This is a genomic window from Burkholderia cepacia, assembly GCF_029962485.1.
Classification (GTDB): domain Bacteria; phylum Pseudomonadota; class Gammaproteobacteria; order Burkholderiales; family Burkholderiaceae; genus Burkholderia.
The window spans coordinates 892,063-905,344 of sequence record NZ_CP073637.1; the positions used below are offsets into that span (position 1 = coordinate 892,063).

Genomic DNA, 13,282 nt, shown 5'->3' on the forward strand with positions numbered 1-13,282 from the left:
CCTCCGATACTCAGGCTGCGGTGCCGGTTTTGATGTCGTATCCTGCAGCGACCGTTCCACCACTGCCGCCTTGGGCGCTCTGAACGACATACTCCTGCCGGATGCGGGCAAATGAGAATTGGACCTCTTCTCGTGGCCGTGCCATGTTCAAATTGGCAGCCGAATTGATGCGCGTGATCAATACGTCGTCCAGCGTGATCTTCAGGTATTCGAGAGGCATGCCGCCGGCCTTGCGCGCGACCAGCACGGCTTTCTCGATGTGATTCCCTTTCAGGCAATGGAGCATGAGGATCGGTGATGCGCGATCGACATGATGCTCGATGGTCAGATCGTTGGCCGTGCACTTGCCTCCAGTGCTGCCTCTACCCGAGCGTGCGGTAAGTGGCTGGTCGGCGGACCAATCCCACGCCAATACTTCGATCTCGTCTGGATGAGAGGCGTCTCGAGATTCGCCTCTGATGCCGGTCAGTTTCAGGAAAATGTCCTGCGCCATCACCTACTCCTTTGCATCGGTCACATTGGTGAAATGAACCCTAGCATTGCGCGTGGCGGTCAATCTATTGGACCAGTTCGATTTTCGGCGCGCCTGGACGTTGAAATGTACGACGTCAATTCATCGGTCAGCCGAGAATCGATACGAGTCGGGCAGGCACGAACGCGGATTCGGCAGCGGCGACTGAAAGGGCGGGATTGCGCGGACCGATGGATCGGCTCTCGGGCTGCGCGGGGCGGGAATCCGAAGGTTGAGACGGGCGCGCCGAGCTGGTGGTCGTTGTCGATGTAGTGCGAGCATCAGCGTCGATTTGCCGATGCGGGATGTGTACTGCCGAGACAACAAGAAGGGCGGCCGGCGTTCGAGTACTCAAACGCCGGCGTGCCCGAGGGGACTCAATGGCGGTGCGACGTCCTCGTTACCGGGTCGGCCTTCACGGCCGGCGGCGTGTCCGAGTCTTCATTGCTGCGCGCCCAGAAGAACCGGTCGGGCAGGTACGCGCCCATGCCGGGCCGGAACGCGTCGCGCACGGCCTGGTACAAGTATTCCTGCGCCTCGCGAACCGCTTCGGGCGGTTCCTGGCCGTTAGCAAGCAGCGCCGCGATCGCCGCGCCGAGCGTGTCGGTGATACCCATCAGCCGGTGCGGCGAGCGATCCCACATATCCTCGCGGAGCTGGCCTTCCTCGCCGTACAGTGTGTTGACGAGCCGGTGCGAGCCCGGCTCCGACGACAGGATGTACTCGCAGCCCTGCGACAGCAGGTGCGACACGGCCGCGTCGAGATTCGGCGCCTCGGCGTCGCCGTCCGGCTGCGCGAGCGCGATCAGCGTCGCGTAGTCGGCGACCAGCAGCGTGGTTTGCGGTGCCAGCAGGTCGGCGATCGATTCGCGCAGGTCGTCGGCTGCGAGCACGTGCTCGTCGTCGAGCGTGAAGTCCGGCGCGAGCACGAGCGGCACGCCGTCGTAGTCGGCGACGACCTCGGCGATCGCGCTCACGACTTCCGCGCGCGTCGCCGCGCCGATCTTGAACGCGGCAACCGGCATGTCTTCGAGCAGCATGCGCGCCTGCGCGGCGACGACCTCGGGGTCGAGGCCGGTCACTTCGTCGCAGGCGGCCGAGTCGCGCACGGTGTAGCCCGTCAGGACGGATACGCCGTGACAGCCCATGCTCGCCAGGGTCATCAGATCGGCTTGGAGGCCGGAGCCGCCGGTGGGATCGGACAGGCCGAAGGTGAGGACGATCGGAGGGGCGTTGCTGGACATGTAAAAATGGGGCAAGAGAAAAACGGGGAAGCGACGGAGATGCGGACGGCGAGGCGAGTGGCCATTTTTGGCCCTGTGTTGCCCGGCAGGCCGCACTTTTCAACCATTATGCGGTGGAATCCGGCCCGCACGACGGATTTTTTAGCGCAGCGCAACGTAGTCGCTGTCCTCCAGCGCGATTGCTAGGCAGTCCGGCCCCGACACGGTACCATCATGGCTCCCGAATTTACCGACTTTTCCCGACGCGGCTAAGATGGAATACAAGAGCTGGATGTGCCTGATTTGTGGCTGGATTTACGACGAAGAAGCCGGGCTGCCGGAAGAGGGCATTGCCCCGGGCACGCGCTGGGAAGACGTCCCGATCAACTGGACGTGCCCCGAATGCGGCGCCCGCAAGGAAGACTTCGAGATGGTCCAGATCTGACCGGACCGCTGGCCCACGGACACCCCGCTCAGGCCTCGCATCGGCCCGGCGCTCGCGCGCCGCGGGTGGTGCGAGCGACTTGATGATGACAGGCGCGCGTGTCCATGACGTCCGATCCGGCGAACGTTCCCCACCCTGACGCACTGCCCAACCCACGTGGCGGGGCCGTGCGCGCGGCCGACGCGTGGCTTGCGGCGGCCGCCGACGCCTTCGGGCGGCATGACGATGCGGCTGCGCCGCTGTCCGCCGCCGCGGCCGTGCTGGCGGAAGCCGGCTGGCTGCCGGCCGCTCGGTTCGCCGGGCAACTGGCGGCCGCTGTGCCGCTGGTCGCCGCCGAGCCGACTTCGGCCGGCTGGCGCGCCGCGCTGCGCGACTTCCGTGCGGCCGTCGGGCGTCACAACCTGCGCGAGCTCGCCTGCTCGCCCGTTCTCCTCGACCATTTCCGTGCATTGCGTGCGCAAAGCGCCGCCGACCTGCGCGCGAGCGCGCCGCTCGACGCGCTCTCGCTCGTCGGCCGCGCGGTGCCGCCGGCCACGCTGCGCGCGCTGCCCGACGCATTCGCGGCCCGGATCCGCGCTCGCTACGAGCAGGCGCTGCTCGGCGCGCTGCGCGCGCAGCACGGCGCGCCCGACGCGGCGCTTGACGAACTCGACGCAATGCAGGTCGCGCTGACCGACGACGGGCCGTACGATTTCTGGCGGCTCGCGAACGCGTGCCTGCGCGCGCTGCGCGCCAGCGGCGCGCCCGAGCTCAAGCGCTTTCTCGCGCGGACCAACCTGCTGCTCGGCGAGCATGCGCAGGGCCGGCGCAGCGCACCGCCCGAGTTCGTGCGCGAGACGGTGGCGCTGTTGTGGCGCGATTTCGCGCTGTTCGGCGCTGCGGCAGAAGACGTTGCGCTCGTCGAAGTGCTGCACGACTACGGACTGACGGTTGACTGGCACGTCGCCGGCACGCCGGCGTCCGAGGCGCTGTGGGAGGCCGATGCCGCGCGGGCAGAGCACGACGCGGTCGCCGTTGCGCCGACCCGTTCGCTCGGCGTCGTGACCGTCAACGCGCATGCCTATGAGGATTTCCTGCAGACGGCCGATGCGTCGATGGTCGACCTCGCGGCCGACCCGGCCCGGGCCGACGCTGGCGCTGCGTGGCACGCGTCCGGCGCCGCGTACCGGGTCGGCACGGCCGCGTGCGCGCTCGGCCTCGGCCACGCGGCACTGCTGGCCGACACACTCGGCCTCGCGTGGCGCCGTGCCGCCCACGGCGTGCCGCTCGCCGACGGCGGCCTCGACGCGCACGGCCACGCGTCCGACATGCTGCGCGCGGCGCTGCTGAAGATCGCGGCCGGCGTTGCGCCGCCGGACCTCACCGCGGCGTCCGAAGCGCTCGGCACGGCGCTTGGCCGGACCTGACGAACAAGGGGACGGACACCTGGCGGCGCCCCTTGTCGCGCGGGCCTGCAACACGCCCCCGACAGCGCCCGCGCGCGTGTTAGAGTGCCGTGTGATCCGCGCGCGCCGTTGCCAGCGTGGCGCGGCGTTGCTTGTTGATCGCGGCCCGGTCAGGTCGCGGCGTCTTTGCTAAAATTCAAACCATGTCAAAGCCTTCCGATCGCATCAATCTCACCAACCAGTTCCTGATCGCCATGCCTAACATGGCCGATCCGACGTTCTCGGGAACGGTGGTCTATCTTTGCGATCACAGCGAGCGCGGCGCGCTCGGCCTCGTCATCAATCGTCCGACCGACATCGATCTCGAATCGCTGTTCAACCGCATCGACCTGAAGCTCGACATCGAGCCGCTGCTGCACATTCCCGTGTACTTCGGCGGCCCGGTCCAGACCGAGCGCGGCTTCGTGCTGCACGAGCCGGTGGAGGGCGCGAGCTACAACTCGTCGATGTCCGTCGACGGCGGGCTGGAGATGACGACGTCGAAGGACGTGCTCGAGGCGGTCGCGACGGGCACCGGCCCGAAGCGCTTCCTGTTGACGCTCGGCCATGCCGGCTGGGGCGCAGGGCAGCTCGAGGAAGAAATTTCCCGCAACGGCTGGCTGACCGTGGCCGCCGATCCGCGCATCGTGTTCGACACCCCGGCCGAAGAGCGCTTCGAGGCCGCCCTCGGCCTGCTCGGCGTCAGCTCGGCGATGCTGTCCGGCGAAGCAGGGCACGCATGAGTGGCGCGAGCGCGCGCGATGCGACGCTCCTGGCGTTCGACTACGGCGAAAAACGTATCGGCGTCGCGGTCGGCAACGCGCTGACGCGCTCGGCCCGTGCGCTCGTCGTGATCCAGAACCTGAACCGCGAACACCGCTTCAAGGCGGTCGGCGACCTGCTGGCCGAATGGCGGCCGGACGCGCTCGTCGTCGGCCTGCCGATGCATCCGGACGGCACGCCCCACGACATGACGCAGCAGGCGAAGCGCTTCGGCAACCAGCTGAACGGCCGCTTCGGGCTGCCCGTCACGTGGGTCGACGAGCGCTATTCGTCGGTCGAGGCCGAGGCCGGGTTGCGCGAGCGCAACGTGCGCGGCCGTGCCCGCGCGGAGATGCTCGATGCCGAAGCCGCACGCGTCATCCTTCAACAGTATCTCGATCAATTGTCCGACCATGAGCACCATTGATGCCGAGGCGCTTTACCGCGTCCTGCTCGACCAGATCCGTACCGCGTACGGCACGGCGTTCGCCGAACCGGGCGGCCCGCGGCTCGCCGGCATTCACAGCGGCGGCGCATGGCTGGCCGAGCGCCTCGCACGCGATCTCGGCGCACCGGCGTTCGGCGTCGTGAACGTCGCGCTGCATCGCGACGATTACGCGAAGAAGGGGCTGCACAGCCAGGCCAGCCCGACGTCGCTGCCGTTCGAGATCGACGGCGCGCGCATCGTGCTCGTCGACGACGTGCTGTACACCGGGCGCACCGTGCGCGCGGCGCTCAACGAACTGTTCGACTACGGCCGTCCGGCCGCGGTCGAGCTCGCGGTGCTGGCCGATCGCGGCGGCCGCGAGCTGCCGGTCGCCGCACGCTTCGCGGGCGGCACACTCGACGTGCCGGCCGGCGCGACGCTCGTGCTCGCACGCGACGATGCGCAGTTCACGCTGCGCGTCGAATCGCACGGCGCCTGAACGACACGCGAACCGTATCCCGGGCCGCTGGTTTGCACCGCGGCCCGTTTGCATAGTTGGAATCACGCACACCATGACCACCGACACCACTGGCCGCACCGGCAATCCCGCTGCGACCGCGAGCCCCGACCGGTTCCGCTACGGTTTCCTGAAGGGCAATCCGCAGCTCACGAAAAACGGCGAGCTGAAGCACCTGCTGTCGATCGAGGGCCTGCCGCGCTCGATCGTGAACCACATCCTCGATACGGCCGAGCAGTTCGTCAGCGTGACGGACCGTGAAGTGAAGAAGGTGCCGCTGCTGCGCGGCAAGTCCGTCTTCAACCTGTTCTTCGAGAACTCGACGCGTACGCGCACGACCTTCGAGATCGCCGCGACGCGCCTGTCGGCCGACGTGCTGAACCTGAACATCAATGCGTCGTCGACGAGCAAGGGCGAATCGCTGCTCGACACGATCAACAACCTGTCGGCGATGCATGCCGACCTGTTCGTCGTGCGCCACGCGTCGAGCGGCGCGCCGTACCTGATCGCCGAGCACTGCGCGCCGCACGTTCACGTGATCAACGCCGGCGACGGCCGCCATGCGCACCCGACGCAGGGCCTGCTCGACATGTACACGATCCGTCACTACAAGCGCGACTTCACGAAGCTGCGCGTGGCGATCGTCGGCGACATCCTGCATTCGCGCGTCGCGCGCTCCGACATCCACGCGCTCACCACGCTCGGCGTGCCGGAAGTGCGCGCGATCGGCCCGCGTACGCTGCTGCCGGGCGGTCTCGAGCAAATGGGTGTGAAGGTGTTCCACGACCTCGACGAAGGGCTGAAGGGCGTCGACGTGATCATCATGCTGCGCCTGCAGAACGAGCGGATGAGCGGCGCGCTGCTGCCGTCCGCGCAGGAGTACTTCAAGACGTGGGGCCTGACGCCCGAGCGCCTCGCGCTCGCCGCGCCCGACGCGATCGTGATGCACCCGGGCCCGATGAACCGTGGCGTCGAGATCGATTCGCAGGTCGCCGACGGCCCGCAGTCGGTGATTCTCAACCAGGTCACGTTCGGCATCGCCGTGCGGATGGCGGTGATGGGCATCGTCGCCGGCAACAGCGATTGAGCCTGCTTTCGCGCATCCTTATTCACGCAATCAACGTATTCACAGACAGCGCATGAAGATTCATATCAAAGGCGGCACGCTGATCGATCCGGTCGCCGGTACCGAGCGGCAGGCCGACGTATTCGTTGCGGCCGGCAAGATCGCCGCGATCGCTGAGGACGGCAAGGCGCCGGCCGATTTCAACGCCGCGAAGACCATCGACGCGTCGGGACTGATCGTCGCGCCCGGCCTCGTCGACCTGTGCGCGCGGCTGCGCGAGCCCGGCTACGAACACAAGGCGACGCTCGCGTCCGAGATGGCCGCGGCCGTCGCGGGCGGCGTCACGACGCTCGTGTGCCCGCCGGATACCGACCCCGTGCTCGACGAGCCGGGCCTCGTCGAGATGCTCAAGTTCCGCGCACGCAACCTGCACCAGGCAAACGTGCACCCGCTGGGCGCGCTGACGGTTGGCCTCAAGGGTGAAGTGATCACCGAGATGGTCGCGCTGACCGAGTCCGGCTGCGTCGGCTTCACGCAAGCGAACGTGCCGGTACGCGACACACAGGTGCTGCTGCGCGCGCTGCAGTACGCGAGCACCTACGGCTACACGACGTGGCTGCGTCCGCTCGACGCGTTCATCGGCCGCGGCGGCGTGGCCGCGAGCGGCGCACTCGCGTCGCGGCTCGGGCTGTCCGGCGTGCCGGTCGCGGCCGAGACGATCGCGCTGCACACGATCTTCGAACTGATGCGCGTGACGGGCGCGCGCGTGCACCTTGCACGGTTGTCGTCCGCGGCCGGCCTGGCGCTCGTGCGCGAGGCGAAGGCCGAAGGCCTGCCCGTGACCTGCGACGTCGGCGTGAACCATCTGCATCTGATCGACGTCGACATCGGCTACTTCGATTCGCAGTTCCGGCTCGATCCGCCGCTGCGCAGCGAGCGCGACCGCGAAGCGATCCGCGTGGCGCTCGCCGACGGCACGATCGACGCGATCTGCTCCGACCACACGCCGGTCGACGACGACGAGAAGCTGCTGCCGTTCGGCGAAGCGACGCCCGGCGCGACGGGGCTCGAGTTGCTGCTGTCGCTGACGCTGAAGTGGGCGGACGAGACGCGTACGCCGCTCGCGCAGGCGCTGCGCCGCATCACGTCCGCGCCGGCCGACGTGCTGAAGCTGCCGGCAGGCCGCCTGTCCGAAGGCGGCGCGGCCGACCTGTGCGTGTTCGACCCGCGTGCGCACTGGCGCGTCGAGCCGCGCGCGCTGAAGAGCCAGGGCCACAACTCGCCGTTCCTCGGCTACGAACTGCCGGCCACCGTGCGCGCGACGCTCGTGGCCGGGCAGGTCGCGTTCGAGCGCCACTGAACCACGCCGGACCCTCGCCATGACCGCCCTTCGCAAGCTGCGTCTCGTCTTTCACCTGTTGCGCGGCATGGCGATCGTCGCGCTGCGTTTTTCGCACGTCACGCCCGCGCGCCGCGCCGAGATGACGCGCCGCTGGACGCTCAAGATGCTGCGGATCTGCGGGATGCGCCTCGTCGTCCACAACGACGGCGCGCGCCTCGACGCGAGCGCGCTCGTGGTCGGCAACCACGTGTCGTGGCTCGACATCTACGCGGTCAACGCGTGGCGGCCGACGCCGTTCGTGTCGAAGGCCGAGGTGCGGCAGTGGCCGGTCGTCGGCTGGCTCGCCGAGAAGCTCGACACCGTGTTCCTGCAGCGCGAGAAGCGCACCGAGGCGATGCGGATCATGCACGAGATGGCCGAGCGCCTGCGCAACGGCGGGCTCATGTGCGTGTTTCCGGAAGGGACGACGTCCGACGGTCAGGAACTGCTGCCGTTCCACGCGAACCTGTTTCAGTCCGCGGTATCGGCCGGCTGCGCGGTGCAGCCGATCTGCCTGATGTACGAGGACGCGCAGCGGCGGCAGTCGGTCGCGCCGGCGTACACGGGCGAGCTGTCGCTCGGCAAGTCGCTCGACATGGTGCTGCGGGGCGGCCCGCTCGTCGTGCATCTGTACGTGTGCGATCCGATTGCGCCGGGCGGCGACCGGCGGGCGACGTCCGCCGCGGCGCGCGATGCGATCGCGGCTGCGCTGGCGACGTTGCAGGAGAAGGTCGGCAAGCCGTCGGCCGAATCGCTCGCGGAGTTGCAGAAGCACGCGTATCCGGCGACCGAACTTGGTGGCGGTGCGGCGGGTGATGCGGCGGCCGATGAACCGGTGCCGGGGCGCGAGGGGTGATGTTTCATTCCGCCCGCGCGCCGCGCGAGCGGGTTATTCGCCGCCCGGCGCGCGGCACGCTTCGCACTGCACCTGCGTGACCGTGCGTTGGGCCGGGTCGGCCGTCAGCCGCACGGCCGACAACTGGTTTCCCCAAACACACCCCGAATCGAGTGCGACGACGTTCTCGCGCACCATCAGGCCAAGCGCGGCCCAGTGCCCGAACACGACCGTCACGTTCTCCGTACGGCGCCCCGGTACGTCGAACCACGGCAGGTAGCCGGGTGGCGCGCTGTCCGGGCCGCCGTTCGCCTTGAATTCCATTGCGCCGTCGGGCGTGCAGAAGCGCACGCGCGTGAACGCGTTGAACGCGACGCGCATCCGGTCGCGTTTCTTCAGGTTGGGACTCCATTGATTCGGCTCGTTGCCGTACAGCTGCTGCAGCGTGTCGCGCCAGTCAGGGGCACGGAGCGCGCGCTGCAGTTCGTCTGCGAGTTCGAGCGCGAGCGTGGTGTCCCATTGCGGCAGCACACCCGCATGCACGAGCAGCATCCCGCTCTCCGCGTGCACGAACGGGCGGTGGCGGACCCAGTCGAGCAGGGCATCGGCGTCCGGCGCGTCGAGGATCTCGCCGATCGTGTCGCCCGGGCGTTCGGTGCGCAGCCCGGCGGAGACCGCGAGCAGGTGAAGATCGTGATTGCCGAGCACGACGGTCGCGCGCGGGCCGAGGTCGACGAGCGCACGCAGCGAGGCGAGGGAGTCCGGGCCGCGGTTGACGACGTCGCCGGCGATCCACAGCGGCGTGTCGGCGGGGGCTGAAAGCTTGTCGAGCAAAGACTGGAAAGCGGCGTGACAGCCCTGGATGTCGCCGATGGCGATGGGGGGTGGAAGCATGAGGGTCGGATCGTGGCGAGTCTGGGTGAGCTGAGAAAGCATCATTCAAATACGGGCGTGACGCAAAGGACGTTCCACATCGGGCCGTTTGCGTGGCACAGGATTTTTGTGGCGCAAAGGGCCGGGGCGCTGTATCAAGTTGTTAGTAGCATGGAGTTGGCGCCGGCTGGATTCCTATAATTGACATTTTCGCTCCGAAATTAACATCTCGTGACTTGGCCGGTCATGGCGACCGGTTAAAATGCCGGGCCTGATCGGCCGAGACTTGGCCACTGTGACATGACAAGAAGTGCGAAGTGCGCCTGTCAGGCGCGCCGCACACGATTATTACTAGAGGACGTTTCATGATCCTGGTTACCGGCGGCGCGGGTTTTATCGGTGCCAATTTCGTACTCGACTGGATCGCAGCTTCCGGCGAGGCCGTGCTCAATGTCGACAAGCTGACCTATGCGGGTAACCTGCGTACGCTGGCACCGCTGAATGAGAGTCCGAATCATGTGTTTGCCCGTGTCGACATCTGCGATCGCGCGGCACTCGATGCGCTGTTTGCCGAGCACAAGCCGCGTGCCGTGATCCACTTTGCCGCCGAAAGCCACGTCGACCGCTCGATCCACGGGCCGGCCGATTTCGTGCAGACCAACGTCGTCGGCACGTTCACGCTGCTCGAAGCGGCACGCATGCACTGGAACGGCCTGGACGATACCGACAAGGCTGCCTTCCGCTTCCTGCACGTGTCGACCGACGAGGTGTTCGGGTCGCTGTCCGCGACTGATCCGCAGTTCTCGGAAACGACGCCTTATGCGCCGAACAGCCCCTATTCGGCGACGAAGGCCGGCTCCGACCACCTTGTGCGTGCGTATCACCACACGTACGGCTTGCCGACGCTCACGACGAACTGCTCGAACAACTACGGTCCGTACCAGTTCCCGGAGAAGCTGATTCCGCTGATGATCGCGAACGCGCTCGCGGGCAAGCCGTTGCCGGTCTACGGCGATGGCCAGAACGTGCGCGACTGGCTGTACGTCGGCGACCACTGCAACGCGATCCGCGAAGTGCTCGCGCGCGGCCTGCCGGGCGAGACGTACAACATCGGCGGCTGGAACGAGAAGAAGAACCTCGACGTCGTGCACACGCTCTGCGACCTGCTCGACGCCGCGCGGCCGAAGGCGGCCGGTTCGTACCGCGACCAGATCACCTATGTGAAGGACCGTCCGGGCCACGACCGCCGCTATGCGATCGATGCGCGCAAGCTCGAGCGCGAACTCGGCTGGAAGCCTGCCGAGACGTTCGAGACGGGGCTCGCGAAGACCGTCCGCTGGTATCTCGACAACCAGGCGTGGGTGGACGAGGTCGCGTCCGGCGATTACCGCAAGTGGGTGGAAACCAATTACGCGCAACGTACGTGAGGGTCTGATCGATGGCACGTAAGGGCATCATTCTCGCCGGCGGCTCCGGCACGCGGCTGTATCCGATTACGCACGTCGTATCGAAGCAACTGCTGCCGGTGTACGACAAGCCGATGATTTACTACCCGCTGTCGACGCTGATGATCGCGGGCATTCGCGACGTGCTGATCATCTCGACGCCGCAGGACACCCCGCGCTTCGAGGCGATGCTCGGCGACGGCAGCCAGTGGGGGATCAACATCCAGTATGCGGTGCAGCCGTCGCCCGACGGGCTCGCCCAGGCGTTCATCATCGGTAGGGATTTCGTCGGCAACGATCCGTCCGCGCTGATTCTCGGTGACAACATCTTCTATGGGCACGACCTCGCGAAGCAGCTCGAGCGGGCCAGTTCGAAGGCGGCCGGTGCGACCGTGTTTGCCTATCACGTGCAGGATCCGGAGCGTTACGGCGTGGTCGAATTCGACCGCGCGTTCCGTGCGGTATCGATCGAAGAGAAGCCGGCCGTGCCGCGCTCGAGCTATGCGGTGACGGGGCTCTATTTCTACGACCGGCAGGTGTGCGATATTGCCGCCGACATCAAGCCGTCGGCGCGCGGCGAACTCGAGATCACGGACGTCAATTCGCGTTATCTGGCGGCCGGTGAGCTCGACGTCGAGATCATGGGGCGCGGCTACGCGTGGCTCGATACGGGCACGCACGATTCGCTGATCGAGGCGGCGACCTTCATCGCGACGCTGCAAAAGCGGCAAGGGCTCGTCGTGGCATGCCCTGAGGAAATCGCCTATCGCATGCGCTGGATCGACGCGGAGCAAGTGCTGGCGCTGGCACGACCGCTGGCGAAGAACGCTTACGGTAAATACCTGCAACACATTCTCGACGACCAATTGGCATGGCCATCCAAGTAACCGACACGGCATTGCCGGAAGTCAAGATCATCGAGCCGAAGGTGTTCGGCGATGCGCGCGGGTTCTTTTACGAGAGCTTCAATGCGCGCGAGTTTGCCGAACAGATCGCGCCGGACGTGACGTTCGTGCAGGACAATCATTCGCGATCGGCGAAGGGGGTTCTGCGCGGGCTGCATTATCAGATCCAGCATGCGCAGGGGAAGCTCGTACGGGTCGTGGAGGGCGAAGTGCTCGACATCGCGGTCGATATCCGGCGCAGCTCGCCGAATTTCGGCAAGTGGGTCGGCGTGCTGCTGTCGGAAGCCAATCATCGGCAGCTGTGGGTGCCGCCCGGCTTTGCGCACGGTTTCGTGGTGTTGTCCGACTCCGCGCAGTTCCTGTACAAGACGACCGACTACTGGTATCCCGAACACGAGCGCAGCCTGCTGTGGAACGATCCCGCGCTGGGTATCGACTGGCAGCTCGATGGCGAACCGGTGCTTGCGGCGAAGGATGCCGCCGGCAAGCCGCTCGCGGAGGCCGACGTATATGAGTGACGCACGACGGATTCTCGTGACGGGGGTGGGCGGGCAGGTCGGGTTCGCGCTCGCCCGTTCGCTGCAGGGGCTCGGCCGTGTCGTCGCGGTAGACCGTGCCGCACTCGACCTGGCCGATCCGGACCGGATTCGGGCGGTGGTGCGCGACGTGCGGCCCACGCTGATCGTCAATCCCGCGGCCTATACGGCGGTCGACCAGGCGGAGCGCGACGAGGACGCGGCAATGCGCATCAACGCGATCGCGCCGGGTGTGCTGGCCGAGGAGGCGAGGGCGCTGGGCGCTGCGTTGATCCACTACTCGACCGACTATGTGTTCGACGGTGCGAAGGCCTCGCCGTATGTCGAGACCGATACGCCCGCGCCGCAGAATGTGTACGGAAGCTCGAAGCTTGCCGGCGAGCGTGCGATCGAGGCCGTCGGCGCGGCCGCGATCGTCTTTCGCACCAGCTGGGTGTATGGCGCACGTGGACGCAACTTCCTGCTGACGATGCTGCGGCTGGCGGCCGAACGCCGGGAGTTGAAGATCGTTTCCGATCAGATCGGTGCGCCGACCTGGGCGAACACGATCGCCACGATGACCGCGCACGTCGTCGCGCAGGCGCTTGCCGCCGACGATGCGCCCGCGTGGTGGGCGTCCCGTTCGGGCGTCTATCATCTGACGGCCGGTGGCGAAACCTCGTGGCATGGTTTTGCGAGCGCGATCGTCGAGCTCGCCGAGCTTGAGTCGCGTCCGTTGGTCGTGCCGATTCCGTCGTCGGAATATCCGACACCCGCCGTGCGGCCGCCAAACTCGCGCTTGTCGAACGAAAAGCTGTTGCGGACGTTCGGGCTTGCCGCACCGGACTGGCGCGATGCACTGGCGCTTTGCCTCGCCGAAATCCGGCGGGACTGAGCGCTTGCCGGACCGCCCCGTGCCGGACCGCGCATCGTCGCGGGTCCGCTCACGGGCA

At 67.2% G+C, this 13,282-nt stretch carries 15 protein-coding genes; 12 read left to right on the forward strand and 3 right to left on the reverse strand.

Annotated elements, in window-relative coordinates; genetic code table 11:
• Positions 1 to 10: 10 nt before the first annotated feature.
• Together KEC55_RS04075 and KEC55_RS04080 are read right to left on the reverse strand one after the other, a co-directional pair.
• Entirely contained in the window at positions 11 to 493 is a 483-nt protein-coding gene (locus KEC55_RS04075) for an Hcp family type VI secretion system effector (RefSeq protein WP_282506849.1), read from the reverse strand.
• A gap of 395 nt (positions 494 to 888) precedes the next feature.
• Positions 889 to 1,755: a hydroxymethylpyrimidine/phosphomethylpyrimidine kinase gene (locus KEC55_RS04080; RefSeq protein WP_176049423.1), complete on the reverse strand. Its 867-nt coding sequence runs from the start codon at positions 1,753 to 1,755 to the stop codon at positions 889 to 891.
• A 253-nt stretch (positions 1,756 to 2,008) separates the two neighbouring features.
• On the opposite strand from KEC55_RS04080, the gene KEC55_RS04085 reads away from it, so the two are divergent.
• From KEC55_RS04085 to KEC55_RS04120, 8 genes are all read left to right on the forward strand, one after another.
• On the forward strand, positions 2,009 to 2,179 hold the full coding sequence (locus KEC55_RS04085) for a rubredoxin (protein ID WP_004186709.1): 171 nt from the start codon (positions 2,009 to 2,011) through the stop codon (positions 2,177 to 2,179).
• Positions 2,180 to 2,283: 104 nt separating this feature from the next.
• Positions 2,284 to 3,585, forward strand: a complete 1,302-nt coding sequence (locus KEC55_RS04090; protein WP_282506850.1) for a hypothetical protein — start codon at positions 2,284 to 2,286, stop codon at positions 3,583 to 3,585.
• A 182-nt stretch (positions 3,586 to 3,767) separates the two neighbouring features.
• Complete coding sequence (locus tag KEC55_RS04095) at positions 3,768 to 4,346, forward strand: YqgE/AlgH family protein (protein ID WP_175919008.1); 579 nt, start codon at positions 3,768 to 3,770, stop codon at positions 4,344 to 4,346.
• Positions 4,343 to 4,792, forward strand: coding sequence for a Holliday junction resolvase RuvX (gene ruvX, locus KEC55_RS04100; protein WP_011351144.1), 450 nt, complete (start codon positions 4,343 to 4,345; stop codon positions 4,790 to 4,792). Before KEC55_RS04095 ends, ruvX begins: the two co-directional genes overlap by 4 nt.
• Positions 4,779 to 5,291 (forward strand): bifunctional pyr operon transcriptional regulator/uracil phosphoribosyltransferase PyrR, encoded by a 513-nt coding sequence (gene pyrR / locus KEC55_RS04105; protein ID WP_282506851.1) that lies wholly within the window; start codon positions 4,779 to 4,781, stop codon positions 5,289 to 5,291. The genes ruvX and pyrR overlap by 14 nt, the downstream gene beginning before the upstream one ends.
• A gap of 73 nt (positions 5,292 to 5,364) precedes the next feature.
• The gene (locus KEC55_RS04110; protein ID WP_282506852.1) at positions 5,365 to 6,396 is read left to right on the forward strand and encodes an aspartate carbamoyltransferase catalytic subunit; all 1,032 of its coding nucleotides are present in this window, start codon (positions 5,365 to 5,367) and stop codon (positions 6,394 to 6,396) included.
• Between the two features lie 52 nt (positions 6,397 to 6,448).
• On the forward strand, positions 6,449 to 7,735 hold the full coding sequence (locus KEC55_RS04115; RefSeq protein WP_282506853.1) for a dihydroorotase: 1,287 nt from the start codon (positions 6,449 to 6,451) through the stop codon (positions 7,733 to 7,735).
• Between the two features lie 19 nt (positions 7,736 to 7,754).
• The gene (locus tag KEC55_RS04120; protein WP_282506854.1) at positions 7,755 to 8,612 is read left to right on the forward strand and encodes a lysophospholipid acyltransferase family protein; all 858 of its coding nucleotides are present in this window, start codon (positions 7,755 to 7,757) and stop codon (positions 8,610 to 8,612) included.
• Positions 8,613 to 8,645: 33 nt separating this feature from the next.
• On the opposite strand, the gene KEC55_RS04125 is transcribed toward KEC55_RS04120, so the two are convergent.
• Entirely contained in the window at positions 8,646 to 9,485 is an 840-nt protein-coding gene (locus KEC55_RS04125) for a symmetrical bis(5'-nucleosyl)-tetraphosphatase (protein ID WP_282506855.1), read from the reverse strand.
• A 344-nt stretch (positions 9,486 to 9,829) separates the two neighbouring features.
• On the opposite strand from KEC55_RS04125, the gene rfbB reads away from it, so the two are divergent.
• From rfbB to rfbD, 4 genes are read left to right on the forward strand one after another with little or no spacing between them, the layout of a single operon-like run.
• Positions 9,830 to 10,891, forward strand: coding sequence for a dTDP-glucose 4,6-dehydratase (gene rfbB, locus KEC55_RS04130; protein ID WP_282506856.1), 1,062 nt, complete (start codon positions 9,830 to 9,832; stop codon positions 10,889 to 10,891).
• An 11-nt stretch (positions 10,892 to 10,902) separates the two neighbouring features.
• Positions 10,903 to 11,796: a glucose-1-phosphate thymidylyltransferase RfbA gene (rfbA, locus tag KEC55_RS04135; protein ID WP_282506857.1), complete on the forward strand. Its 894-nt coding sequence runs from the start codon at positions 10,903 to 10,905 to the stop codon at positions 11,794 to 11,796.
• Positions 11,781 to 12,332: a dTDP-4-dehydrorhamnose 3,5-epimerase gene (gene rfbC / locus KEC55_RS04140; RefSeq protein WP_282506858.1), complete on the forward strand. Its 552-nt coding sequence runs from the start codon at positions 11,781 to 11,783 to the stop codon at positions 12,330 to 12,332. The genes rfbA and rfbC overlap by 16 nt, the downstream gene beginning before the upstream one ends.
• The gene (gene rfbD, locus KEC55_RS04145; RefSeq protein ID WP_282506859.1) at positions 12,325 to 13,224 is read left to right on the forward strand and encodes a dTDP-4-dehydrorhamnose reductase; all 900 of its coding nucleotides are present in this window, start codon (positions 12,325 to 12,327) and stop codon (positions 13,222 to 13,224) included. The genes rfbC and rfbD overlap by 8 nt, the downstream gene beginning before the upstream one ends.
• The last annotated feature ends 58 nt before the right edge of the window (positions 13,225 to 13,282 follow it).